This is a genomic window from Streptomyces sp. NPDC090499, assembly GCF_044769305.1.
In the GTDB taxonomy this organism is placed as follows: domain Bacteria; phylum Actinomycetota; class Actinomycetes; order Streptomycetales; family Streptomycetaceae; genus Streptomyces.
The window spans coordinates 9,595-35,620 of sequence record NZ_JBIVXP010000038.1; the positions used below are offsets into that span (position 1 = coordinate 9,595).

The window sequence follows — 26,026 nt, forward strand, 5'->3', positions numbered from 1 at the left end:
CAGGCTACGCGCCGGCAAGCCGTTGCCGCTGGCACTGTGCGAGTTGCCGCCGCCCTCGCGAGACGCCATGGAATCGAGGGACCAGCACCGGAAGCCCCCTTACCTACCAACGCCAGGTCAAGGGGCATGGGGAGGCGACAGGCACCCAGCCCCTACAAGCGGTGGACCCGCCATCGCTCACCCTTGGCTCAATCGCCCCCTCGGCCGTTCTCGGTCTGTGCGGAACGTGGGTAGCCGCCGCCGAAGCTCCTAAGTGTTCACTTCACTACTGCCAAGGCCAGCGCTGGACCGCCGCCTTCGACTCCTTCGGAGACCGGGACGATCAACTGGGATTCCAGTCGCGTCCATGCACCCAAGACCCGGGAGGTGCTGGATCTCGTACAGGGTGACACCCCAAGCTCTCGGGAGCACTTCCCCTAGTGCGCGCCTCAAAGCCCCTCGGAGTTTCCGGCGATCTCCGAGACGATCAGGTCGTACGCGCGATCGATCATGGCGTCGAACTCGTCCATGACCTGGGCCGACGCGGACGGCGTGAACTCACCGGAGACCTCGATGGGCGGACTCTCCTCGATGATCCTTCCGGATTCGCGGTAGACGCCCATGGCGACCGAAAAGCCGTCAGCCCGCCTGGTGAACTCCAGCATGACGTCGATCGTCCCTTCCTCCGCGCCGTCGTCGAATGAGGCGTAGGCACACAGGGCCAGCAACCTGGAGGTGTAGTGGCCCAGGTCACGCTTCGGTTCCAGGCCCCGGGACAACAGTCGCGCGGAGAGCGCGGCGGTCGAGGCATCCAGGCGTGGAAGGATCAGCGTGGCCAGGTCGGGGGCGCTCATTCGGCGATTTCCGATGCATCGACGATGGCATCCATCAACTCCTGGGTGAACGGATGCGGATTCACGTTCGCCGTTTCTCGCGACTCGATCCAGCCTTCCATCTGGCTCATGTCCTTCGGCCGGATTGAGACATGACCTCCACCGTCCGGATTGGCCTCCAAGTTCGGGCCCAGCTTCTGGGTGTCGATGATCTTGACCTTTCCGTTCAGTCTGTCCGGACTGTCGAAGCTACTCAGTCCTTCAACGTCTTTGACTCGTGGTGTCATGCTTTGATAAGTGCCCGAGGCACTCCGGTATATATATCTCGGGATATAAGCCGCGGCAGAGGTGGGGACCTCTCCGCAACCCCAGCCGAGGAAGTTGCACTTCCAGTTGTGCTGGCTCTTGTACACAGCCTTGCGCATGCCGTCCGCGGCCATCTTCACGGTACTGCTCAGCAGTTTGCCGCACATGCCCGGCTTGCGGCAGATCGCTTCCCAGGTCATGAGGTCCGCGTACGAGCTCCGGACGGCCTGCGGGACCGTCTCCTCGCCGTCCGCCACCATGTTCCAGTTCAACGGGACCATGTCATTGCCCCGGTAGAGCTTGCGGTAGAGCTTCTTGATCTTTGCGATCTGCTGGGAACTGCCGGAGACCGTGACGCTGCCTATGGTCGTCGTCCGCGTGGGTCCGCTGTCGTCGTCGCTGCTCGAAGCGGGCTTCTCCGTACTGGGCCTCGGCGGCTTGGGGCAGGGGGTGTGGTCCGGGTCGTCGTTGCCGCACATCAGGTGCTTGCCGGTGGGGTCGGAGGCGTTGACGGGGTCGTCATCGCTGTAGGAGTAGCCGTTCCATTGCTGGGGATCGCCGGCGTCCAGGAGCGGGTCGGGGTCGAGGAAACGGCCGAGAGCCGGGTCGTACTCGCGGGCGCCGAGATTGGTCAGGCCCGTGGTCGGGTCCTGGGTGCCGCCGACGAAGCCGTGGTCGCCGGGCCAGGTGATGGACGCGGTGTCGCGTGACTCGCCGAAGGGGGTGAAAAAGCGCCGCGTCACGGTGAGGGTGTCGGCCGTGATGTCGTCGGTCGCCGTGCCGTGCGGGTCGGCGGTCTGATAGCTCAACCGGGTGCCGCTGGTGCCGGCCTTGGCTGTACGGACGGCGGTGGGCGCCGAGCCGAGCTTGTAGTAGCGGGTGGCGGTGGCGGCCGTACCGGCGGCGAAGGTGATCTCGTCCGCGCCGAGGTAGACCGTGGTGGTGCCGTCGTCGGTGTGGGCCAGCAGACCGCCGTCGGCATCGTAGTGGTAGCCGGTGGTGTGGACGGGTGCATCGGCCGGGCCGGTGCTCAGGGTGGCCAGCTGGCCCTTGGCGTTCCAGGTGAAGGACTGGGACTGGCCCGGCTGGTCCTGGCCGCCGGTGGCGGTGCTGCTGGACGTGGGGTTTCCCGCGGCGTCGTAGGCATAGGTACGGGTGCTGGAGCCGGTGGTCACCGTGTGGACGCCGTGGGCGTGGCCGACCGTGTCGTAGACCTCGGAGGTGCTGACGTCCTTGGCCGTGTCGCCCGACGGGTCGTGGTCGGTGCGGCTGGTGCGGTTGCCGGTCAGGGCGTAGCCGTACGACTGCCAGTACGGGGCCGGGCCGCCGAGGTGGGCGGCGGACGGCGTGGTGTTGTGGCAGCCGCCGATGCCAGCCACGGTGGGCGAGACAGCGGTCTGGGTGCCACCTGCGTCGGTCCAGACGTCGGTGAGGCGGGACAGGTAGTCGTAGGCGAAGCACTGGGTGTCGGTGTTCGCCGTGCCGCCCGCGCCCTGGACATCGCTGGTGGAGGTGATCTGGCCGGCCTGGTTGTAGGTGTAGTCGACCGTGTCGACCGCCGAAGTGGCGTCCTCCTTGTCCACGGTGTGGGTGAGGAGTCGGCCGGTGGCCGGCTCCCAGGTGTTGGTGGTCACCACCTGCAGCGGTTTGACGCCCATGGTGGCGCGGGTGACCTGGCCGAACGGGCTGTAGTTGACCCATGAAGTGTAAGTGTCGGCACCGCCGCTGGTCACGGGCAGGCCCACGCCGTTGTAGCCGAAGCCGAGCGTCTCGTCCGGGATCAGCCCGCCGGTGCCGGTGGTGCTGACCGCGGAGGTGTCGAGGAGGTCCTGCACGGGGGTGTAGGTGTTTTTGGTGGTGTAGGTGATCGCCGCGGTGTTGCCGAAGGCGCCTGCGGGGATCGAGATCGTGGCTCCGGTCGACTTGTACGCGGTGGTGTAGCCGGCCACGGTGTCGGTGTAGACAGCCTTGCCGTTCTCGTACGCGATGGCGTCGGTCAGCTGGCCCTTGACGAGAGTGTCGTAGTCCCGGTGGGTGAGATGGATACTGCTGGTGGTCGCCGCGTCCCAGCCGTAGGTGTCGGTCACCCGGCCGAGTTCGTCGTAGACCGTGCTGACCGAGCCGGCGCCGTTCGGTCGCGCGTCCACCGACTTGATCAGTTCGCCGTCGTCATCGTATGAGTTCGGTGTTGTCCCGGTGTCGGGGTCGGTCTGGCTTGTGACGTCGCCGAGCAAGTCGTAACCCGTGGTCCAGGTCAGAGACTTGGCGGCGCTGTCAGTCGCGGAGACGGAGGCGTCCACGGGACCGGTCTTGGTGATGCCGCGGCCGGCCGCGTCGTAGGTGAAGAGGGTCTTGTCGTAGGTGCCGGTGGGCGTGGTGCCGTGGTACTGACGCAGTTCGGTAGTCTGGCCGCGTGCGTCGGTGAGGGTAGTGGAGGGAGTGCCACCGGTCGGGGGCGTGGCGTCGATCTCGTCGGCGCCGGGGTAGGCGGTCGTCGTCTTCCACTGGAGGGTGCCCATGGAGTACAGGGCGCTGGCGGTGGCGCGACCCTGGCCGTCGTACGTCGTCCGGGTGTTGGCGGGGACCTGGGCGACGACCGGGGTGACGAAGGTCCCGGTGGGGGCTGAGTCGCTGTTGTAGTAGGCCGCGTCGGTGCTGGTCGTCCAGCCGTGGGAGTCGTAGGCCGTGTCGGTGATCAAGCGGCCGGTCGAGTCGTCCAGGGGGGTCGACTGTTCTTGCCGCAGGCGCAGCAGCGCGTCGTAGATCTTGAAGTCGACGCCGTAGTCGCCGCCGTCGCGATAGTTCTGGCTCTCCACGGCTGTGGGGGCCGTCTTCGACACGGTGTAGGTGAACTTGTAGCTGGGGGTGGAGGTGTTGGCGGACTGCGGGTGGTCGGAGAGCCAGACCTGGGTCAGTCGGCCGAGGCCGTCGTAGGTCTCTGTGGTGACCCGGTTGTTGGGGTCGGTGGCCGTCAGGGGAAGCTGTCGGCCCGGGTCGAAGGTGGTGGTTGTCGGCCACTTCTTGGCGTTCGTCGTCACGATGGTGACGGGCAGGTACTTCTTCTTCGTCGCGGCCGTGCTGCTGCTGTCGCTGTAGGTCGTCGTGGTCGGACGACCCAGCGGGTCGGAGGTGGACGTGACCCTGCCGTACGTGTCATAGCCCGCGGTTGCAGCAACGGCCCACTCCAGGGTGCCGTCGGCGGCGAAGTCCTTGGCCTTCTGGGTACTGGTGGCGTCGCCCGGGCCGGGGATGGTGTCGGTGGCGCCCTTGTCGTACCACGTGCGGGTGTCGGCCAAGGTGTGCTTGTCCGGAGCGCTGGCACAGCCGCCGGCCTCAATGATCACCTCCGACGGGAAGGAGAACATGTTGCGGGACGAGTCGGAGGCGTATCGGGTCGTCGTGCACTTCTCGGGCGTGCTGCTGTTCGCAACGGGGGTGCCCGAGGCGTCCACCTCGCCCTTGTCGTCGACCTGGGTGGGCAGTCCGGTTGCGCTGTCGAACTTCGTCGTGGTCTCGGAAGTGCGCCAGCTGCCGTCAGCCTTCTTCTGCCGGGTGTCGGTCCGGTCGGTGTCGGTGAAGCGGGCCACCTGGTCCGGCAGGCTTCCACCGCGCGCATGGGTGGCAGTGGCTCCCGACATCCAGGGGTGCGAGACGGTCTGCGTCTCGACGGTGCCGCCGACGCCCGAGTCCTGCGTGTACTGGGAGGTCTCGTAGGCGAATCCGGACAGCGCGTTGTCGTCGGTGACGGTGTTGCCCAAGTAGTCGGTGACCTTCACCGACGTGGTACCGCCGGACGCGGTGGCGTCACCGTCCATACCGCGCAGGTAGTGAGTGCTGGTCTCGGTGACCGCGTCCGGGGACTTGCCCGTATGGGTGACGACCTGCTCGTAGCCACGGAAGTCGCCCCACGTGCGGTACTTGGCGACCGTCAGCTCGCTGTCGTCGTGGTGCCAGGCCGCGCCACCCAGGTAGCTGTACGTCGTGACCAGCGAGGGCGAACCGGTGACCGAGATGTCATTCTCGTCCACCTCCGCGACCGGGTAGGTGTAGAACCAGTCCAGGATCGGGCTGCTGTATCCCGGCGGCGTCCACCGCACCGGATAGCAGGGCTGGGTGTCGGCGTCCTCGGTCGGCGGGCTGGTCCGCGAGCACGAACTGGGCTTGTAGGTGACCGAGATGTTGTCGCCGGTCTCCGTGGTGAGCGATAGCAGCCGGTACCGGTTGATGGGCGGGACGTTCTGCGGTTCCTCCAGACCGTCCACCCGGTTCGGCAATGTGGCCTGCCCCTGGAGGGACAGTGCCGGGAGGCTGGACGAACTGCCGCCGCCCCGGGTATCGGAACCGGTGTGCTGGACGGTGGACAGCCACATCGCCGGCTTGGTGCCATCACCGGGATCGGGATAGGTCTGACCAAGGGTGTAGGTGTCGACGGTCGACCATGCGGGTGTGCTCAGCGACTCGTCCCACACCTTGGTCGTGATCTTCGCCAGCCGCATGGTCGACCAGAAGGTCGGGGTGTAGTTCGTGCACGATCCCGAGGACGCGCAGTTCTCGTCGAACGGCACGTCTGGCCAGTGCGAGGCGGTCGACGAGGTCGGGGCCACGGAGCAGTCGACGCCGTTCAGACCGTCGCAGCGCTGGGCGGCGGTGAACACGATCTGCGCGGCCGGGGTCGCCTTGGCTACGTAGTCGGCGACCTGCTGGCCGTAGGAAATGGTGGAGAGGTAGCCACCCCGGGTGTACTTGGTCAGCGTGTGCGCGCTGCCGGCACCGTAGTAGTTGGTCTCCGCCTTATAGCTGTATGCGGTGATGTTGTGGTGGGGGTCGACGGTGAAGTCGAGGTTCCACCGCCAGCCCTGAGTGCATGAGGAGGAGGCGAAAGTCGAGGCGTGGCAAGGCTCGCCAGAACCGTTGCCGTACACCGGCATGCCCCAAGCGGCGTTGGTCGTGGTGTCGGTGCCGTCACCGCCTGCGGCGGTGGGGAGGTGGTCGGCGCCGAAGTAGTACTGGGTGCCGTCGTCTGTGGTCAGCCGCCAGTACGTGCCGTTGTTCAGGCCGTTGCTCGCTCCGGACAGCTCCTCGACGAGCGAACCGTCGTCGTCCGTGAGCCGCCACTTGCCCGAGCCGGCCGGAACGAGCTCCCCGGAATGCCCGGCGAGCGACAACGTGGCGTTGTCACCCGCCCAGCACTCGTCGTTGTCGCCGGACTGACCGTCATCAGCGCAGGAACGGTACGAGCGCTCGATGAAACCGGCGTTGTACTCCCAGCCATCGCCGATCCACGAGGCCTGGTTGTTCGTCGCCGATGTCCGGCCGTCCACGGACGCCGAGTTGTACGACAGAGCGACCTGCGGAGCCTCGCCGCCGACCGACTCGGGGACGGTGACCGGATAGGAGTAGGTGAACGCGCCGGTGTTGCCCGACGCACTCCAACTGCCCGAGGGGGACAGGGAGGTGGCCGAGTAGGTGCCCGAGGTGCCGGCCGGGGCCGCCGTCGCCGCAAGGACCACGGCGCTGTCAGCGCTCGTCACGGTGGCGGCGCGCGCGGTCGCGCTCGGGAGCGCGATCTCGCCGACCAAGCGGTGTCCGGAGAGGTCGTTGGCCGAGGCCGCGACCGGGACCTGGGTCCGGCACGCAGGCTTGGCGGGTGTCGTCAGCGCACAGGCGGGCAGGCGTACGAGGCGCAGCCGGGAGGCGTAGTCACCGCCGTAGGCGTCCCGGATCGTTCCGTAGTCCAGGGCCACCGACAGCCGGTTCCCACCATGCGTCAAGGCCGCCCGGTCCGCCTCCTTCAAGGAGACGACCAGGCCGTGGACGCCGGCCTTCTCGGCGAGGGGACGGCCTGCCACGGTCACCGAAACCGAGTCCGGCGCCCGGGCAGAACCGCGCAACGAGGCCCGTACGGACCTGGTGTGCGGCAGCAGCCCCTTGTCGAGAACTCCGGCTCGCGCGAGCGTGACCGGGGTCCCGGCAACGTGCCGGGACCCCTCCGCCAGAGTCACCTTCGTCGAAGTGGCAGTCGGCCAGCTCGGCGCGGCTGGGCGGAACGCCTTCATGCGCGGCGCCTTGGCCTGTACGGCCTTCGCGCGGGCAGCCGCCCCGGACGCCGCGTCGCTGACGTCGACCGAGGGCGTCGAAGGCAGCGCGAACGGCGACCACAGGTCGGGCTTCTTGGCCGGATCGGCCGCCGCGATCTGTGCCGTCGCGCCACCGGCCGCCAAGGCCACGGACACCAGGCCAATCACTCCGACACGTATCGCGTTGGCCAGACCAACACCTCGCCGCAGCCTCACAGAGCCCCCACAGACGCCACACGGGTTTCGAACAACCGCCGCAATGTACTCACGCATCCGGGCTCGGTTCGGCCCGGAAAAGGTCACGACCTCCCCGAAAGATCATCTAGGGAAGCCAAGATTCCCCTTCTACACATGAGGCAGATCGAGCAAGCTTGGGCCTATAAGGGCGGATCCGCTCTTCCCGTTTAGATGTTCGAATCCCCACCGATCGGCAAACAGGGGCGCGTGGCGCGTGAAATTCGCACTAGTGTGCGCAGCTGCTCGCGCCCGACTCAGGGCAGCCCATCCGAGACGAGGACGCATGATCCACGCTTCTCTGCCCAGACGACTGCGCAGACGCACGCCGACCCTGGTCACCGCTGCGGCCGTCGTCGCGGCGCTGCTCGGGCCAGCGGCGGCCGCACACGCGGGCTCCGGCCCGTCGGATCCAACGACGTCCGCCGCCCAGCAGGCAGATGACGCAGCTGCGGCACAGGCCGCCGACACCGGCCTGCCCGTACCGGTGGACTCCGCGACGACACCCACCAGCACCCTGACCGCGCAGCCCGACGGCACCTTCACCGAAGAGGTCAGCTCCGAGTCGGAGCGGGTGGAACACAACGGCATCTGGGTCCCGTTGGACGCGACACTCCGACGCAACACCGACGGCAGCTACTCCCCTGCCGCATCCACCACCGAACTGCGGCTGTCCGCCGGCGGTACAGCCCCGCTCGCCACGCTGGACAACGACGGCAAACAACTGTCCGTCTCCTGGCCGACAGCCCTCCCGGTCCCAACCGTATCCGGCGGCAGCGCGCTGTATGCCAACGTCCTTCCGGACGTGGACCTGAAGGTCACCGCTGACACCCAGGGCGGCTTCGCCGAAGTCCTCATCGTCAAGACCGCGCAGGCAGCGGCGAATCCCGCCCTCAGCAGCCTCGATCTGACCACCGTCGGCAAGGGTGTGACGGTAGCGGCCGACTCGGCCGGGAACCTCACTGCCGCCGATTCCACCACCGGTTCGGAGATCTTCCACGCACCGGCCCCGATCATGTGGGACTCCTCGCCGGGCTCGGGTCAGGCCGCCACGAGCAGTTCCACAACCGTGAAGCCCGCAGCTTTCACGCGGAACGCCGTCACGCAGGAGGCATCCACTCGGGCCGCTCAGGCACCCGAGGCCACCGCCTCCACTGCGGACGACCTCAGTAACGGCCCCGCCCCCGACTCCCGGCAGGCCCCCGTCGGCGTCGAGGTCGACGGCAACGGACAGGTCCGTCTCACGCCCGACCAGACCCTGCTGACCGGCGACGACCCCGCGAACTTCCCCGTCTACATCGACCCGACCTGGGTGTCGGTGACCAAGGACTCTGCCGCCTACACCTATGTGCAGTCCGCCTACCCGGGCACCAGCCGCTACAACGACGACGGCACCGACCCCGGCGTCGGCGACCAGGACTGGACCTCACCCACCGGGAAGGAACGCACGTACTACCAGTTCAACATCGGCACTTCTATGGGCGACAAGCACATCCACTCGGCGCTGCTGAACGTCACCCAGACCTATTCCGCGGACTGGAGCTGCACCAAGTACACGGTCACCGAGCTCAACGTGGCCCACATCGGCACGTCCACCACGTGGGACAACCAGCCCGACACGTACTCCCAGACCGACAGCCGGGGCTTCACCGGATCCAATAACGACGGCTGTGCCGGAGACACCAAGCAGGGCTTCGACGTCACCGGGTCCGTCGCCAACGACGGCGACGGCATCGTCACCTACCGGCTGACCGGAAGCGAGACCAACCGGGACGCCTTCAAGCGCTTCTCGAAGAAGGCCACGCTCACAATCGAGTACAACACTCCGCCGAACACGCCCACTTCGACCACCTCCAGCCCCAAGCCGCTGGATTCCGACGGAGGCACGAACTACGGCTGCACCTCCGGCACGTACGGCTGGATCGGCAAGAACAACGGCGTCACCCTCTCCGGGCACGTCTCCGACCCGGACGGCGACAAACAGAATGTGCGCGGACAATTCGCCTTCTGGGACAAGGGCGGCGACGGCACCTCCAGCGCGAGCAACGTGATCTCCACCGGCGACCCGGACGGCGAATCCAGCTGGCTCTCCGGTTCGGGCGGCACCGCCCACATCACTGTCAGCCCCACGGACCACCCCCTGAAGGACGGCCACCTGTACGGTTGGCACGTCCGCGCCGACGACGGGATCGACCCGTCCGCCGAAGCCGACAACTGCTACTTCTGGTACGACGGCACCGCACCCACCGGACCGACTGTCACCAGCGGCGACTTCCCCTCCGACGGGAGCGGCTCCAAGCACACGGGTGACTCCGGCACCTTCCTGCTCGGGTCCTCCGACCCCGCCCCGACCGGCGCCAAGGCGAGCGGCCTGGACCACTACGACTGGTCGACTTCCTCCGCAGCGGCACTCGCCGACGACGGTGGAACCCACGTGCCCGGGTGGATCGGCCTGGTCCGGTACACGCCCACGGCCTGGGGCAGCAACACGCTCTGGGTCGCCGCGGTAGACAACGCGGGCAACGAGTCACAGCCCGTCGCCTACCACTTCTACGTACCCGAGAACCCCGGCGGCAGTGTCCACCCCGGTGATGTCGACAACGACGGCCGACCCGACCTGCTGGCCGACGATGCCGACTCCGGCAGCCTCGACCTGATTCACACCGACCAGGAAATCACCACTGACCCGACGATCGCCGCCGATGCCTCCGCCGCTCCTGTGGCCGCCGACGGCACCAGCACCTGGGCCGACACCCTGATCGCTCACCGGTCCAGCACTGCCCACAGCACCACTGGAGCCTGGGTCGACGACCTGTGGGCGTACAAGAACGGCCACCTGTGGCTCTACGGCAACAACATCAACAACGACGGCGGGGTGGCCGGACACGGCAACCGCTACTACACGAAGGACAACCGCATCTCCATCACCCGGCCGTCCTGCGTGACGGGTGACTGCACGGGCTACACCGGCGACTGGAGTGCCGTCACCCAGATGATCGCCCCCGGCGACGTCGACGGTGACGGCAACCCCGATCTCATCACCGTCGAGAACGCCAAGCTCTGGCTCTTCCTCGGCTCGAACGCCGGAAAGCTGGCCGAAGCCCGCAAGATCGGGGACGCCGGCTGGAACGGCTACACGGTCATCGCGCCAGGCGACGTAAACGCCGACGGCCACGCTGACCTGTGGGCCCGCAAAAACGACACCGGCGAGATCTACCAGTACCCCGCCAGCGTCGGCAGCACGATCTCCCTGGGCGCACGGACACAGATCACGACTGGGGCGTTCACTCAGACCAGTCGGCCTCTGGCCGCCAGCCCGGGCGACCAGAACGGCGACGGGCTGCCTGACCTGTACACCGTCATCGTGTCTGGTTCGGACCGCTACCTGTGGGCCAACATGGGGCAGTCACCCGATGCCAATGGATACACCCTCGGTGCCCACAACGTCGTGAGCACGAGCACCTTCTGGAACAACATCACCAACATCGCCTGAGCGCCCTTCCGCGTCAGTCGAAGCGTGTAGCGAGCGGCCTGGGCCGGAGGCAGTTTCTCCGCCCCAGGCCGCTTGCCTCGCTGCACCGACGGTGCAGAACTCGTGGGCACCTGACGGAATATCAGCCCATGCGTCATTCATGCGTCACTCCGCAACAATGAACGATGCCCGGCTCCCTCCGCGCACCCGCCACCTCAGTCGAAAGCACAGGTCGCGGGACGCCGTGCGGTTTCATCTGTTCCCACCTCCCAAACAGGTCGAGCCGACGAAAGAAATCAGAAAACTGCAGGTCAAGAGCGTTTCCCAGCGGGTTCCAGGATCGCCACGCACTCCACGTGCACGGTCATCGGAAACATGTCCCGATTCCGCAGGTGGAGAAAACCGCAGGTGAGAGGGCCTTCCCCCGGTGCCGGAACGGCATGCCCCGGGCCGGAGCGTCACATGAGCGTCGCGGCCGCACCCCCTGACAACGTCGTTCGCGCACCCCCGCCCCGGGCTTCGCTGTCGTGGGTGTTGGCGGCCGAGACGCCGACGACCAGGGGCAGTCCGTTCGCGTCCGACAGGACGTGCATCTTGGAACCCGGCTTACCCCGGTCCACGGGGCTCGGACCTGTGAGTTCTGCCCCTTTTTAGCCCGCACATGTGCGGAGTCGAGGACCATGCGCGAGACGTCGATGAGGCCGGCGTCATCGAGTCGGTGCAGCACCGCCTCATGCGAGGATATCGAGGCGATCGCTGCCACCCCCAACCGCCGCCCTCGCAAGAGCCTCGGTTGGAAGACACCCGCCGAAGCCCTCAACGACCATCTACTATCGATCACATAAGCCGGTGTTGCATCCACTGGTTGAACCTGGTCAGTACACCAGCCGGGCGTTCACCGACGCCTGCCGCACGGCCGGCGTCCGCCAGTCCATGAGCGCGATCGGCTCCAGCGCGGACAACGCGCTCGCCGAGTCCTTCAACGCGACGTTCAAACGCGAGACACTCTAGGGCCGAAAGAGCTGGTCCAGCGAGCACGAGGCTCGCCTCGGCGCATTCCGCCGGCTGCACCGCTACAACACCCCGCCATCACTCCCGCCTCGGGCAACGTACCCCGATCGACTACAAGACAGCGTCCAGAACAACATCAACTACGCTGGCCTCAGCCGCATTACCCGTGTCCAGGACTCGAGGTCAAGCCCCGTGCGTCGGCGATCCGGCGGTCGGCACCTGTCACGCCGCGTGGTAGGTGCCGTTTTCTACGTAGTACTTGCCGCCGCAGCTGTTCTGTTTGTAGTAGCCGTCCCGCCACACGCACACCCATGTGTAGACGCCGGGGCCGTCCCAGTAGAAGTCCGTCCTGAGCGTGCCGGTGCCGTTCTGCTGTCGGGAGTCCTTGAACTGCTGGGTAGGGCCGCGGAAGTAGTTCATCTTGCAGTTGTTGCCCCAGGATTCCAGCAGTGCCTGGGTGAAGCCGTCACTGCGGTAGTTCATCCACGCCTCGCAGCCGTTGGACGACGCCGCCGAGCCGGGGATCCAGGCGATCCGCGGCCCTGTGGCGGTCGGCGCGGGAGCCTGGCCGGGAGGCTGGCTGGAGGCGGTCGGCGGGGCGCCCTGGCCGGGCAGCCTGGTGATGGTCGGCGTGCCCGCACCGCCGGCTCCGCCCGGACCGCCCGCACCGGCCCAAGGCGCGGTGCCGGTCTGTCCGACCTCCGGCGGCGCGTGGCCGCTCGCCCCTGCCGGGGGGCTGCTGCGGGCCCCAGCTGTGGAGGACCGCGACGGCGCCGAGGGCGAGGCCGCCGCGGGGGCCGAACTGGATGCGCGGGCGGAGACCCGGGAGCTGCCGGCCGACTCCTGGTGTGGGGGCAGCAGTCCGGCCGCGAAGGCCGCGGACACCGCGAGGATCACGACCGCTCCTGCGGCCGCTGCCATCACCGCCCTGCGTCGCCGGTGTGGTGCCGGTGCCGGGGTCTGCCCGGGCTTGCGGGGCAGACCGGCCTCGTCGCCGGCGCTGGTGAGCGGCCCGTCCGGGACCGCCGGCTCGTCCGCCGGCGCTGCCGCAGCGAGCGCCTTGCGCTGGGCGATACGGGCCCGCAGCGGCTCCGGCCACTGCGCGGCGGCCCGCGCTGCTGTCACGGCGGCGGCCACCGCAGCGGCGTTCGGGCGCTGCTTGGGGTCCTTCTGCAGGCACTGCTCGACCAGCGTGCGCAGATGCGGGTCGGTCTCCTCGAGGCCGGACAGGTCCGGTGGCTCGTGCACGACCCGGAAGAGTACTTCGGTTGTTGTGCCCTCGCCGAACGGCGGTTTGCCGGTCGCGGCGAACGTCAACAGTCCGCCCAGGGCGAAGATGTCCGCTGCCGGCCCCGTCACGCCCGTGCGTGCCTGTTCCGGGGCCATGTAACTGGGTGTGCCCACGTGTTGGCCGGTGACCGTCAGCTGGCTGAGGTCGGCCGCGTGGGCCACCCCGAAGTCGATGACCTTGAGGCCGTCGGGGTCCAGGATCACGTTCGACGGCTTCAAGTCCCGGTGGATGATGCCGGCGTCGTGGATGCCCTGAAGTGCCGTGGCCACCCCGGCTGCCAGGCGCCACACCGCGGCCTCCTGCAGGGGGCCGTCCGCCTCGACCGCGTCCTCCAGGGGCACGCCCGGTACGTACTGCGTGGCCAGCCATGGTCGGTTGGCATCGGGCTCGGCGTCCACCAGAGCGGCAGTGAAGGCGGTGTCCAGCCGGCTGACCGCCGCGAGCTCGTGGGCGAACCGGCGCCGGAACTGCGCGCTGGTGGCCAGCTCGGGGCGGATCACCTTCACCGCCACGTACCGTCCGTCGGCCCAGCCCAGATACACCCGTCCCATGCCGCCAGCGCCGAGCACCGCGGCCAGCCGGTACCGTCCGACCCGTACCGGGTCGTCGGGCGTCAGCGGTCTGGCGCCCAGTACGACCAGTTCGGCATCGCTCAGCCCGGAGCTCATGATTCCCCCTTGCCCTGCCCGACGGCGCGGCCCACCATACCGCTTGAAATTCCTATCAGTTGACGCCTGGTCAGCGCACTGACACGATGGCGCGGTGGTGAATGTACGGGTGGCGATCGTCGATGACCACCCAGTGACCAGAGAGGGCATGGCGGCGCTGCTGGCGGGCAGTCCGGGCTTCGAGGTTGTCGCCTCGGTGGACGATCCGGCGGAACTGCCTCGTGACGGCTCGGTGGACGTCGTCGTCCTCGATCTGTACCTGGCGGACGGCAAGCCGTCGACGCCTGCGGTAGCCGAGATCGCGACGTGGGCTCGGGTGCTGGTGATGTCGGCCTCGCGGGCCCCGGCCGATGTGCTGGCGGTGGTGCGGTCCGGAGCGAGCGGCTACGTCACCAAGGACACCGGCAAGGAGACGCTGCTGGCCGTCCTGACGACCGTCGCGGCCGGAGGCTTCTCGCTGTCGCCACAACTGGCGGACGTGCTGGCCGCAGCAATCCCGGCCGCCCCGGCGGTATCCGAGGACCCTTCGGCGCTGCTGTCGCCGCGAGAGCGTGAGGCGCTGGACCTGATCGCGGCCGGGTTCACCCACGCGCAGGCCGCCCGACGCATGAACGTCACCAAGGCCACGGTGGACACGTATGTGGAACGCATCCGCGTCAAACTGCAGGCCGGCAACAAGGCAGAGCTGACCAGGATCGCCCTGGCCGCGCGCCGAACCTGACAACACGAACAGACACAACAGCAAGGACGACAGCGGACGATGTCCGAGACGGGGGCTACGGGGGCCGAGCGGCTCCCGTCGTTATGGATCCGCACCGCGCTGGGCGTGGCCCTGGTGGTATGCCCCGCCGTGTGGTGGCTCGCCGGTGCCGGGGTGAGAGCCGGCGCCGCGGCGGGGCTCGCCGCCCTGGCCGCCGCCGTGCCGACGGCGGTGGCGGCACACACCGCCCGCGCGGCGGCCCGCGAGGCTCACCGGGCGACGGCGGCGGCGATTAACGCCGCTGAGGAAGCGGCCCGGGCCCAGGAGCAGGAGCGGCACCAGCGCATCCTGCACGACCGGGTCCTGCAAATCATGGAGATGCTGGCCCGCGGCGACCGCCGGTTCGACACCGGCGTGCGCGGCCAGGTGGCCGAGGAAGCGGCTTGGCTGCGCGACCTGGTGGAAACCGGCAGGGAGCGTGAACCGGGCAACCTGGTCGCGGAGTTGGAGACCCTGGCCCGCGCCTTCGCCCTGCAGCACCTGCGCGTCGAGGTCAACACCGCCGGCCTCGCTGCGGCCGGCAACCCGCACGACCGGCTGCCGCGCTCCCACGTGTCGGCCCTGGTGGAGGCGACCCGCGAGGCGCTCACCAACGTCGTCAAGCACGCCGGCACCGACGTCGCCACCATCCGCGTCAACCACGGACCCGCGGGCCTGGTGCTCACCATCGTCGACGCCGGGCGCGGCTTCGACGGCGAACCCGCGGCCGGCACCGGACTGCGGCGGTCGGTCATCGGCCGCCTCACCGAGGTCGGCGGCGCCGTGCTGATCGAGAGCGCCTCCGGCGAAGGCACCTCCGTGGAACTGCGGCTTCCCATCCCCAAGCAGGGCACCTGACGAGTAGGGCACCGATGGAATTCGTCTACGACGACGGCGGGCGCAGAACCGAGTACGCCCTGACCGTCACGGACCCCACCGCCACGGTCGCCGACCTGGCGGAGGCGCTCGGGCAGCCGCCCGTGGCCCTGGTGATCGACGGCCGGCTGGTGGCCGGCTCGGTCGGGTTGCCCGCCTCTGGGCTGGTGGCCGGCTCGGTCGTCAAACCGGCCGCCGCGGTCGCGGTGAGTCGGCCCGAGCCGCCGGCCCATGAGGCATGGGTGATCGCCGGCCCGGACGCCGGGGCACGGCTGCCGCTGCCGGTGGGCGAGACGCTGATCGGACGGGACACGGCGGAAGGCGTGCGCATCGACCACCCCGCCGTCTCCCGTCGGCACGGCATGCTCACGGTGTCGGCCGCCGGCCCGGTCACCGTGGCGGACCTCGGCTCCCGTAACGGCATCGATGTCAACGGCACGCTGATCACCGGGCAGGCTCCGGTCGGTGAGCAGGACGTCGTGGGTGTCGGCGGCGGCGCGGTGCTGCGCGTGGTGCCCGCACCCGCGGAGCACCGGCGCGCCCGCGTCGACACTGTGCACGGAGTGCGGCACGGCTGGCGGGTGCCGTTCCACCGCCAGGCCCGCAGCACCCTGCCGGCGCCCGTCGCGCTGCGGGTGCCGCAGGCGCCGGAGCGCCGGCAGCGCTCGCCGTTTCTCATCGCCTCACTGCTGGCGCCGCTCGTGCTGGCCGGCGTCACGGTGTGGATGTTCCGGGACCCGCGGTTCGCCGTGTTCGCGGCGGTGACCCCGCTGGCGTATCTCGCCTCCGCTTTCGAGGAGCGGCTGCGCGGCCGGGGTGGGCGCCGCCGGCGGCAGCGCGCCTATCGCGCCGAGCTGGAGCGGTTCGAAGCCGAGGTAGCGCGCGAGCACCAAGCGGAGCTGGCCCGCCGCAGGAACGCGGGGCTCGACCCAGCCGAGGTGGCGTTCCGGGCCGAGGCACCGGGAGCGGCCCTGTGGGAGCGGCGCGCGGGCGCCGAGGACTTCCTGACGCTGGCGGTGGGCGTGGGCGACCAGCCCTGGCGGCCGCCACTGGCCGAGCAGTCAGGCGGGGAGCGTGAGTTGCCCGCCGACGTCGCCAGCGTGCTCACCCGGTACGGCGAACTCCCCCGCGTCCCCGTCCACGTCGACCTCGGCATCACCCGGGTGCTCGGCATCGACGGGCACCGGGACGCCGCGCTGGCGGTGGCCCGGGCCGTACTGCTGCAGGCCGCGGTGGCCGCCGGCCCGGCCGACCTCGCCGTCGCGGTGTTCACCAACTCCGCGTGGGCGGCACGCTGGGAATGGGCGAAGTGGCTGCCGCACCTGTTCGACCGCACCGAGGGCACCAGCCGGATGGTGGCGGTCGGCCGCGCGGAGTCCGACCGGCTCGCCGCTGAACTCCTGGAACAGCACCCCTTCCCAGACGCCGAGCGCGGGGTGCTGCTGGTCCTCGTCGACGGCGCCGCCCTGCTGGAGGGGCGCAACTGCCCGCTGCGGGATCTGCTCGCCGGGCGGGCCGGCGCCACCCGCGCCGTGGTGCTCGCCGACCCGCTGCCGGCGCTGTGCGAGGTGGTGCTGACCGTGCGGTCCACCGGCGCCGGCGAGCTGCGGCACGTCGCCACCGGGGAGCGCCGCGGCAGCATGCTGACCGCCGGCGTCGGCGAGGCGCGGGCCCGGGCGACCGCGCAGGCGCTGGCCCGGTTCGAGGACCCCGAGATCGCCCTCGCCGGGGCGGGGCTGCCCGCGCGCACCCCGCTGCTGCCGCTGCTCGACCTGCCCAAGCTCGCCCCCGACGCCCTCCTGGACCGCTGGCGGGCCGCGGCCGGCACGCTGCGCGCCCGCACCGTGCTCGGGGTGACGGACACCGGCCGGTACGAGATCGACCTCGACGACGATGGTCCGCACGCGCTGATCGCGGGCACCACCGGCTCGGGCAAGAGCGAACTGCTGCGGTCCCTGGTCACCGGGCTCGCCGCCGGCAACGACCCGGACCATCTCGTCTTCGTCCTCATCGACTACAAGGGCGGTAGCGGCCTGGACGCGTGCGCCAGCCTGCCGCACGTGGTGGGCCTGGTCACCGACCTCGACGAGCAGCTCAGCATCCGGGCGCTGCGCTGCCTGGAAGCCGAACTGCGCTACCGCGAGAAGCTGCTCCGGGCCGCCGGGGTGTCCGACTTCCGCACCTACCAGCGGCTGCGCGACACCAGCCGGCTCGGCCTCGCGCCCATGCCGCGCATGGTGGTGGTGATCGACGAGTTCGCCACCCTCGCCAAGGCGCTGCCGGCGTTCATGGAGGCGCTGGTGGACATCGCCCAGCGCGGACGCGCCCTCGGGGTGCACCTGGTGCTGGCGGCGCAGCGGCCCGCCGGCTCGGTCAGCGACGCCATCAAGGCCAACATCAAACTGCGCATCGCCCTGCGAACGGAGAGCGTGGAGGACTCCCGGGACGTCATCGACTCCCCCGCGGCCTTCGCGATCGGGCAGCGGCAGTGGGGCCGGGCCTTCCGGCGGGTGTCCGGCGGCGAGGTGGAAGCCGTGCAGACGGCGCTGGCCTCCACCGTCACCCCGGTCGGGGACACCACCGAGCGGCTGCGCGTCGGCCCGTTCGGCTTCGGACGCGGCGGGCCGGCCGAGCCGGGCACCGAGCCGCCGCGCGACGACGACACACCAACCGACCTGGAGCGTCTGGTGAACCTGGCGCGCGAGGCGTTCACCGCGGGCGGCTACGCCGAGCCGCGCAAGCCCTGGCCCGACCCGCTGCCACGACACGTCCCGCTCACCGGCCTGGGCCCCGCCGAGGCCGGCTTGCAGACACCGGCCGCCGGCCTGCCGGCGTTCGTGCTCGCCGACGATCCGGAGGGCCAGCGCCAGGTGCCGCTCGGCTGGGACCCGGACGCCGGCAACCTGCTGGTCTTCGGCGCCGTCGGAGCCGGCACCAGCACCGCCCTGGCGTCACTGGTGCTGGCCTGGGCCCGGGCCCTGCCACCGGAGCAGTTGCACGTGTACGTGCTCGACCACGGCGCCGGCGACCTGGCGGCGCTGGCCGGGCTGCCGCACACCGGTGGCTGTGTGCCCAGCTCCGACCGGGAGCGGCTGGTGCGGCTCGTCGGCCTGCTCGGCAAGGAACTGGAGCGCCGCAAGACCACCGGCGGCCAGGACTGCCCGCGCTGGCTGGTGGCCGTCGACGGACTCGGCGCCCTACTCACCGGCACCGAGAACGATCTGCTGCTGGACGAGCTGATGGGACGGCTCGGGCAGGTCTACGCGGACGGCCCGGCCGTCGGCATCACCTTCGCCGGCAGCGTCGACCGGGCCGGCGGCATTCCCGGCAGCTGGCTGAGCCGCACCGCGCAGAAGCTGCTGCTGCCGCTCGCCGACCCGTCGGACTACGGGCACTTCGGCGTGCCGACGCGCGAGGTGCCGCAGGCCGCGCCCGGACGCGGGGTGGTCGCCGCCACCCGGCAGGTCGTCCAGGTCGCGGCACCGGAGGAGGATCTCGCGGCGGCGGTGGCCGCGGTGCGCGACGCCTGGCCGGGTGCGCACCGGGTGCTGGCCATCCGGGTGCTGCCGGAGATCGTGCCGCTGGCCGGTTTGAGGGCGACCGCCCGCGCCGACAGGCGCCCATGGACGATCCCGGTCGGCGTGGCGCAGGACAACCTCGAACCCGTCTGCCTGACCGTGCACGAACACGACCACGTGCTGGTCTGCGGTCCGCGCCGCTCCGGGCGCAGCACCCTGCTGACGACCATCGCACTGGGCCTGCTGGAGGCGGTGGACGCCCCCGTCTTCGCCTACGCCCCGCGCAACTCGCCCCTTCGCGGACTGCCGGCCCCAGTGCGGCTCGCGGCGGACCTGACCGAACTGACCGCTTTGGTGCAGGAGAACGACCGGCCGCCGGTGGTGCTGGTCGACGACGCGGACGCGTTCGACGACTTCGCCGGCCTGTTCCTGGCGCTGACGACCCATGAGGACCCGGGTATCCACGTCATCGCCGCAGCCCGCAACGACGGCGAGGTGCGCAGCAGCATGCACTGGCTGGCGTCGGTGCGGCGCAGCAGATCGGGGGTACTGCTGACGCCCGACCTGCTCGACGGCGACCTGCTGGGCACCGCCCTGCCCCGCTGGCCCGCGCTGCCCATGCGCCCCGGGCGCGGCTACCTCGTCTCGGACGGCTCCTTCACCGCCGTCCAGGTCGCCGTGCCGGACGCCTGACACCGCCCGTGTGGGGCGGTGCACCACACGGGTCTGTCCGGCCAACGCACCACGCCGTGCACGCTACTGCCGCGCCGCGCCGGGGCCTACCTTCAAGGCATCGGAAACGGGGACCGGCACCGGATCAGCGGGCGGCCGGCGAAGGAAAGAGGGTGAGGGCCATGGCGGTCAAGGTTCTGGTCGGGGCGAACGCGCAGACCGAGGCGCAGCAGTTCCTCTCGGCGGTGCAGGCCTTCAGGTCGGAGCTGACGCGTATCCAGTCTGCCGGCCAGAAGCTCGCGAACTCGGGCGAGTGGCAGGGTCAGTCGGCCCAGAAGTTCGACGCGGACTTCGCGAAGTTCCGTACGGCGTCGCAGCAGATGGCCCACTCGCTCGAGCAGATGGCACAGGGCGCGAAGACGGTCATCACCAACATCGACACCACCGACGCGCAGGGCGCCGCCAAGATCGGCACCTTCAGCGGCTGACACCGCCGGCTGCCCGCCGCTTCTCCGGCGCACCGGAGAAGCGGCGGGCAGCCGTCCAGCTTCACGGGATGGCGAGAAGGGGAAAGCGATGGGGCCGGCGTTGCGTGAGGACGATGTGCGGGCGCTCGGCGCCCAGCCGCTGGAGCCGGGCAACCCGCTGCAGGTGGGGCCGTTCGCGCTGCTCGGCGTGCTGGGCGCCGGCGGCATGGGCCGGGTATATCTGGGCTGGTCGGGCGGCACCCTGGCAGCGGTCAAGGTGATCCGCCCCGAGCTCGCGGACGATCCGCGGTTCCGGCGGCGGTTCGGCCGCGAACTGGAGGCGGTCAGACGGCAGGACGCGGCGTTCACCGCTCCGCTGCTGGACGCCCAGGCGGACGCCGCCCGGCCGTGGCTGGCGACCCGTTACGTGCCCGGTATCGCGCTGGAGGACGCCGCCGGCCCGGATCGGCCGCTGCCCGCCGAGGCGGTGTGGCGGCTGGCCGCTGGCGTCGCCGCGGGGCTGCACGGCATCCACGCCGCAGGCATCATCCACCGCGACCTGAAGCCGTCGAACGTGATCCTCGCCGCCGACGGCCCCAAGGTCATCGACTTCGGCGTGGCGCACGCCGCGGGCCTGAGCCAGCTGACGGTCACCGGGCAGCATGTCGGCACCCCGTCGTACATGGCGCCCGAGCAGGCCAGAACCGGGCAGGTCGGCCGCGCCTCCGACGTCTTCTCGCTGGGCGGACTGCTGATGTTCGCGGCCACCGGCCGGCCGCCGTTCGGCACGGGCAGCCCCACCGAGGTGCTGTTCCGGGTCGTCCACGAGCCGCCGGACCTCTCGAGGCTGGAGCAGGCCGGCCCGCACCTGCGCGCGCTGGTCGAACGGTGCCTGCACAAGGATCCCGAGCAGCGCCCGGACGCCGCCGAGGTGGCCGCCGCCGCGCGGGAACGGGCGGCGGGGGCGGGCTGGCCCGATCCGCTGCGGGAGCGCATCGAGCCGCGCACGGCACAGGCCGCCAAGGCGTCACGGGGCGAGCCGGCCGCGCTGTCGGGCGGCGAGACCTCGGTCGGGGACGGCGACGGACTGCCGCGTCGCGCCCCGGTGCCCATCCCGGAGCCGCGCAGCCGCCGGCGGCTGGTGCTCGCCGCGGTGGTGGCCGGGGTGTGCGTGGCCGGCGGCGGCATCGCGGCCGGGCTGCTGTCCGGGCACCCGGAGCCCACTGCCTACACCGCGGCACCGGCGCACACCACCTCGGCGTCGCCGGCGACCCACCCTGCGTCCGGCACGGCACACCAGAGCGGTGTTTCGTCCTTACAGACGTCGCCGACCGCCGACAGCGGCGGCGGGAACCCCGGCGGCGGAGGAGCCACTCCCGCCGCCCCCGGGCCGGGGGCCGGCCGGGCCCGGCCCCGGCTCAGCCCCTCCCCCAGCAGGGCGGCAGCACCCAGGCCCCCAAGAGCCCGGCGAGCGGCTGCACCTACTACTCCGGCACCGGCATCACCGAGTCCGGCGACACCGGCCGGGCGGTCGTCCAGGTGCAATGCCTGCTCAAAGCCCACGGCTACAGCCTCGGCGGCTACGGCGTGGACGGCCGCTTCGGCCCCGACACCCGCACCGCGGTCGAAGGCTTCCAGCATGACCACGGCCTGAAGGTGGACGGCATCGTCGGCGTGAACACTTGGCGCGCGTTGCGCGCGTGAGCGGTGGGCCGGCCGGCGAGCTTTCTCTGATCGGAAAGGGCTGACATGGCCGTACGCGTCATGGTGGGGGCAACCGCCGCATCGGTCGCCCAGCGGTTCGTCACGCAGGCGGATTCCTTCCACACCGCGGTGCAGCGGCTCACCGCCGCCGCCGACGCCCTGGCGAACCAGGCTTCGTGGAACGGTGCCGCAGCACAGCAGTTCCGCGCCGAACGCCGCGTGCTGGCAGCTCATGCGCAGTCAATGAGCGCTGCCCTACAGCGGGTCGCCCACGCCGCCGCGTCGTTGATCGAGACGATCGACAACGAAGACGCCCACGGTATGGACGGGGTGCCGCAGCAGCAGTCGGCTACCGGCCCGCACGTCACGCCGGCCGCCTATACGACGGCATCCTCGGACGACTCGGGCGGCGGGTGGCTGGGCGATGTGCTGGGGAGCATCCGCAGCGGAGCGGAGATCGTCACGGGCGGCGCGCTAATGGCGCTGGGCGCCGGCGGCGAAGCCACCGGTGGCGTACTCGACGCGTCAGGCGTTGCCCTGCCCGTGGGTATCGCCCTCAACGTCGGCTCCGCCGTGGCGATCGCCGGCGGAGCCGACCTGGCGGCCAACGGGGCCGTCGGCCTCGGCCACCACCTGTCCGCGTTGGCCTCCGACAACGGCGGTGGCGGCTCGGGCGACGGTGGCGGTGGCGGCTCCGCTGACGACGGTTATACACACCCCTCGCACGATGCGGACCCGAACGCCCAGCCCGGCGGAACCCCGACTAAGATCGAAGGCAGTGCCGAGAAACAGCGCGGGCTGAAGCGCGAGAACGAGTCAGCCGACATCCTGGCCAAGGCGGGCTACGACGTCGAGCAGAATCCGACCGTTCCCGGCCCCAAGGAGCCTGATTACCGCATCGAAGGTCGAATCTTCGATAATTATGCACCCAAGACCGGCAATCCCAAGTCCATCGCCACCGAGATCCGTGGAAAAGTATCAGAGGGCCAGGCCGATCGAATCGTGCTGAATTTGTCCGACAGTCCTGTTGACACAGGCGCTCTCAGTGAGCGATTGCAACGCTGGCCGATCCGTGGGCTCAAGGAGGTCATGGTGATCGACCGCGATGGAAACATCGTTCACCTGTATCCGTAATACTTGTGGAGGACTGTCGCATGGCCATTTCCTACAGCCTTGAGATGGCGACACCGCTGCCTGCGGAGCAGCTGGGCTGTGAGCTGATCAGCGTTGGCAAGGCTGCCGGACTGTTCGACGCGTCAGTCACCCCCGACCTAGTGCTCGGCGAGGGGGCAGCGACCGAACGGGGAACGTGGACCAGGGTGCGCGACGCCAGTCCCGAGCCGTGGCACCCGGTGATCACTGACCTCGGGTTCACACCGACGGTGTCGGTGACGTTCCGCTTCAAGAAGCAGGATCTATCCAGCCAGGACGATGACATGATCCGGTTGGTGTCGGGCCTATTGGAACGGGTGCATGGCGACGCGGTGCTGCATTTCCAGTTCGAGAGTATTTGGCTGCTGCGGCGTGGCACCGATCTGAGTCTCAGCGAGGACGACGACCTGTGGCCTTCACACCGTCTCGCCCTGGTGTTTCAGCCCTACGTCCGTGCCACGCATACTTTCTCCGAGGAGTGACTCGGAGGGGGTATCCGGTCATGCCAGCTATCGCCGCATCAGGGCGACAAGCCATAGGGACCGCTGCGCGATCCGTTGTCGCATGTGGCGGACACCGGCGGCACCTCCGAGACCGGCATCGGCGGCACCGGCGCGTCCGGCACCGGCACGCACCACCCGACCCCGACGCCGAGTGACGGTGCGTTCGGCGGAACGAGCGGCTGAGGCCGACGGGCGGTGACCGGGTCCGGGGCGGCGGATCCCAACGGGTCTCGACGCGCAAGGGCGGCACCCCCTGCAGGGTGCCGCCCTTCCGTGACGCGGCTTCGATCTTCCGGGAAGAATCAGAAATCCATGCCACCGTCCATGCCCGCGCCCGCGGCGTCGGCGTCGGTCATCTCCGCGCGGGCGGCGGCCAGTTCCTCGGAGGTGAAGCCGCCGTGCTCCGCTTGCCACTCGCTTACCGCTGTCCGCCCGAGACGCAGGCGCAGTTCACGTTCGGCGGCGCTGGTGATCAGTCGCGACAGGGGGATGCTTGCTTCATGGGCCGCGGCTGTCATGGCCTCGACGAGCGACCTATCGAGCGTGATGGTCGGCTTCTTACCGGCCATACCTTCACCATACGAGGGTACGGCGACCTCCTGCATCTCCTGCCAGCGCAGAAGAAGCCCGGCAGGGCAGTCCCGGCCGGCGCCCTGCCGGTTGCCGGATCCATACTGGATCGTGCCCCGCGGGGCGGTCTCCGTGCCGCCTCAGAACCCGGACATGGGAGGGTCCGGCAGGACCCACTCCCCGTTGTTGTCGAACTCCATGGTGGCCGTACCGATGGAGTGGTAGTTCCTCGCGATACCCAGCCGCTCCAGCTCGTGGAGCTTTTCACCGTTCGCAAGGCCGTGGGCGAAATTTGCACCCGGGACAAACTGGTAGTAGCTGGTGATCCTCAGCCTCGTCTCCCAGGTTCCCTGCGGCGTGCGATGGCCGGACACCCGGAAGAAACAGCCCTTGATGGCCCCAGTCCAGTCGGGGTTGTCGGGGAACATGTCGGCGTTGTACAGGTATCCGGAATCGAAGTCGCTCTTGCCAGTCGCGAGTGCCAGCGCGATGTGGTCACGAACCGTCTGATTGACGAGGTTCTGAAATACCTGCGACTGGGTGTAGGGGGCTTCCGCGCTGTAGTTGAGGTCGCTGCCACTGCCGTTGAGGTAGTGCTGAAAGAAACGTGCGGCGTCGTCACCCGGATACAGGTGAGACCCGGTCGCGATCATCTGGCCATAGTTCATCAACTGCTGTGCGCGTTCCTGATCGTAATGATCCACCTTATAATCGCCGCCGTGGTCGGGTTGGAAGGCGCCCTTCTCGTTGACCACCGGAACTCCCGGACCGCCCCAGCCGATCACAGGGGGGAACCGCGGATCGGTCGGGAGCGGCGGAGGTTCGGGAAGGTCGGGGCGGTGGGAAAGCCCGCCTGAGTCCTGCGCCGCCGCCTGCCCCAGTACCGCCCCGGGACCGGATACCGCCGACGCGGCGATGGCCGTCGGCACCGTGGCGGCCATGCCCTTGGCGTCCTCCTGGTCGATGCGGTCGACGACCGACCTGGCCCCCTGCGCCATGCGCCCCAAGGCGGCATTCAACTGCTCGGTTCGCGCTGCCATCTGCCGGTGATCCAGGCGGAACCGGTCGGCCGTCGCCCCCGCCCACGTGCTGTCACCGGCCAGCGCTTCCGCGGCCGACGAAAGCCTCTGGAGACATGCGCCGAACCGCCCCACCGCGGCGACGAGTTGCTGAGCAGCCGAGCCCGCGTTGGCTCCCACCACGACACGCACCGCATCACCCATGCCGGAACACCTCCACTGCCAGCTTGCCGGGTGAACGCCACGCGCACGAGCGTGCGGCCTGTCGGTCAATCACACCACGTGCGTCGTGGGGGCTTTACGGGAAGGCGGCGAAGAACGCTCCCGTCCAGGGTCCCGGCAGTTCTAGGGTGAGGAGAGCGCGGAGCGCAACGCCTGGGGGGACGTCATGGGGTCGTGGTTTGACCAGATCGCCGACGAACGGTTCTGCTATTATCTCGGCATCAACCACGTCCTCGGCCTGATCGGCGCGTTCGGCGTCCAGCGCCTGGCGGACGAGCAGCAGCTGCTCACCCTGCTCTGCCGCTGCCGCGACCGGCTCCGGCCTGCCTGCCCACCTGCTCGATGCGCCAACGGTGCGCTGCAAGGACTATATGCCGTCGAGTCGGCCTCGAACGTCGTCCGAGCGTCATGACACCCCGCAGAAATGTGCGTCGAACGAGCGTCAAGACGTTTTCCCGGCTGCCCCAGGAAGCCGAGGCAAAACGCCCCTCGGCCCCAACCCTGCTGCGCGAAGCCGCAGGTGAGGCACATGGCACGAGCCTGCGACGCACTCCACACCGTGGGCTTCGGGAAACAGGTCGAGCACCACCGGCCACACCTGAGAAGCCCAAGAAAACAGCAGGTCAGCGACCCAGCGCACCTTCGGTGCGCGCCGGGGGCGTGGTAAATGTCGTGGCGTGCGCCGAGGTGCTTCTTGTCTGCCCTGCCGTGTG

At 69.8% G+C, this 26,026-nt stretch carries 13 protein-coding genes and 3 pseudogenes; 10 read left to right on the forward strand and 6 right to left on the reverse strand.

Translation table 11 applies throughout. The features are described from left to right. Positions 1-428: 428 nt before the first annotated feature. Together ACIQVL_RS50780 and ACIQVL_RS50785 are read right to left on the reverse strand one after the other, a co-directional pair. A complete protein-coding gene (locus ACIQVL_RS50780) occupies positions 429-833 on the reverse strand; it encodes a hypothetical protein (protein ID WP_403479197.1) in 405 nt (134 codons plus the stop codon). Continuing rightward, positions 830-7,351, reverse strand: a complete 6,522-nt coding sequence (locus ACIQVL_RS50785; RefSeq protein WP_403479198.1) for an RHS repeat domain-containing protein — start codon at positions 7,349-7,351, stop codon at positions 830-832. The genes ACIQVL_RS50780 and ACIQVL_RS50785 overlap by 4 nt, the downstream gene beginning before the upstream one ends. A gap of 364 nt (positions 7,352-7,715) precedes the next feature. Here ACIQVL_RS50785 and ACIQVL_RS50790 point away from each other — a divergent pair, with 364 nt between their 5' ends. Further along, entirely contained in the window at positions 7,716-10,922 is a 3,207-nt protein-coding gene (locus ACIQVL_RS50790; protein WP_403479199.1) for an FG-GAP-like repeat-containing protein, read from the forward strand. Positions 10,923-11,419: 497 nt separating this feature from the next. On the opposite strand, the pseudogene ACIQVL_RS50795 reads toward ACIQVL_RS50790, so the two are convergent. After that, positions 11,420-11,637, reverse strand: a pseudogene (locus tag ACIQVL_RS50795) (transposase); the annotation flags it as partial. A 497-nt stretch (positions 11,638-12,134) separates the two neighbouring features. Continuing rightward, on the reverse strand, positions 12,135-13,871 hold the full coding sequence (locus ACIQVL_RS50800; protein WP_403479200.1) for a serine/threonine protein kinase: 1,737 nt from the start codon (positions 13,869-13,871) through the stop codon (positions 12,135-12,137). A gap of 109 nt (positions 13,872-13,980) precedes the next feature. On the opposite strand from ACIQVL_RS50800, the gene ACIQVL_RS50805 reads away from it, so the two are divergent. The 8 genes and pseudogenes from ACIQVL_RS50805 to ACIQVL_RS50840 all read left to right on the forward strand — a co-directional run bounded on the left by ACIQVL_RS50805 (position 13,981) and on the right by ACIQVL_RS50840 (position 23,481). Beyond that, positions 13,981-14,592 (forward strand): LuxR C-terminal-related transcriptional regulator, encoded by a 612-nt coding sequence (locus ACIQVL_RS50805; RefSeq protein ID WP_403479201.1) that lies wholly within the window; start codon positions 13,981-13,983, stop codon positions 14,590-14,592. 39 nt (positions 14,593-14,631) lie between these two features. Beyond that, positions 14,632-15,468, forward strand: coding sequence for a sensor histidine kinase (locus tag ACIQVL_RS50810; protein WP_403479202.1), 837 nt, complete (start codon positions 14,632-14,634; stop codon positions 15,466-15,468). A gap of 14 nt (positions 15,469-15,482) precedes the next feature. Further along, the gene (locus ACIQVL_RS50815) at positions 15,483-19,697 is read left to right on the forward strand and encodes an FtsK/SpoIIIE domain-containing protein (RefSeq protein ID WP_403479203.1); all 4,215 of its coding nucleotides are present in this window, start codon (positions 15,483-15,485) and stop codon (positions 19,695-19,697) included. Positions 19,698-19,858: 161 nt separating this feature from the next. Further along, on the forward strand, positions 19,859-20,164 hold the full coding sequence (locus ACIQVL_RS50820) for a WXG100 family type VII secretion target (RefSeq protein ID WP_403479204.1): 306 nt from the start codon (positions 19,859-19,861) through the stop codon (positions 20,162-20,164). Positions 20,165-20,369: 205 nt separating this feature from the next. Then, positions 20,370-21,020 (forward strand): annotated as a pseudogene (locus tag ACIQVL_RS50825) (serine/threonine-protein kinase); the annotation flags it as partial. A 662-nt stretch (positions 21,021-21,682) separates the two neighbouring features. Next, the gene (locus ACIQVL_RS50830) at positions 21,683-21,847 is read left to right on the forward strand and encodes a peptidoglycan-binding protein (protein ID WP_403479205.1); all 165 of its coding nucleotides are present in this window, start codon (positions 21,683-21,685) and stop codon (positions 21,845-21,847) included. A 45-nt stretch (positions 21,848-21,892) separates the two neighbouring features. Further along, the gene (locus ACIQVL_RS50835; protein ID WP_403479206.1) at positions 21,893-22,981 is read left to right on the forward strand and encodes a hypothetical protein; all 1,089 of its coding nucleotides are present in this window, start codon (positions 21,893-21,895) and stop codon (positions 22,979-22,981) included. A 20-nt stretch (positions 22,982-23,001) separates the two neighbouring features. After that, the gene (locus ACIQVL_RS50840; protein WP_403479207.1) at positions 23,002-23,481 is read left to right on the forward strand and encodes a SitI3 family protein; all 480 of its coding nucleotides are present in this window, start codon (positions 23,002-23,004) and stop codon (positions 23,479-23,481) included. Between the two features lie 323 nt (positions 23,482-23,804). On the opposite strand, the gene ACIQVL_RS50845 is transcribed toward ACIQVL_RS50840, so the two are convergent. Next, positions 23,805-24,071, reverse strand: coding sequence for a hypothetical protein (locus ACIQVL_RS50845; RefSeq protein ID WP_403479208.1), 267 nt, complete (start codon positions 24,069-24,071; stop codon positions 23,805-23,807). 141 nt (positions 24,072-24,212) lie between these two features. Next, entirely contained in the window at positions 24,213-25,295 is a 1,083-nt protein-coding gene (locus tag ACIQVL_RS50850; RefSeq protein WP_403479209.1) for a WXG100 family type VII secretion target, read from the reverse strand. A 199-nt stretch (positions 25,296-25,494) separates the two neighbouring features. Here ACIQVL_RS50850 and ACIQVL_RS50855 point away from each other — a divergent pair. Next, positions 25,495-25,678 (forward strand): annotated as a pseudogene (locus tag ACIQVL_RS50855) (siderophore biosynthesis protein); the annotation flags it as partial. Positions 25,679-26,026: the final 348 nt, after the last annotated feature.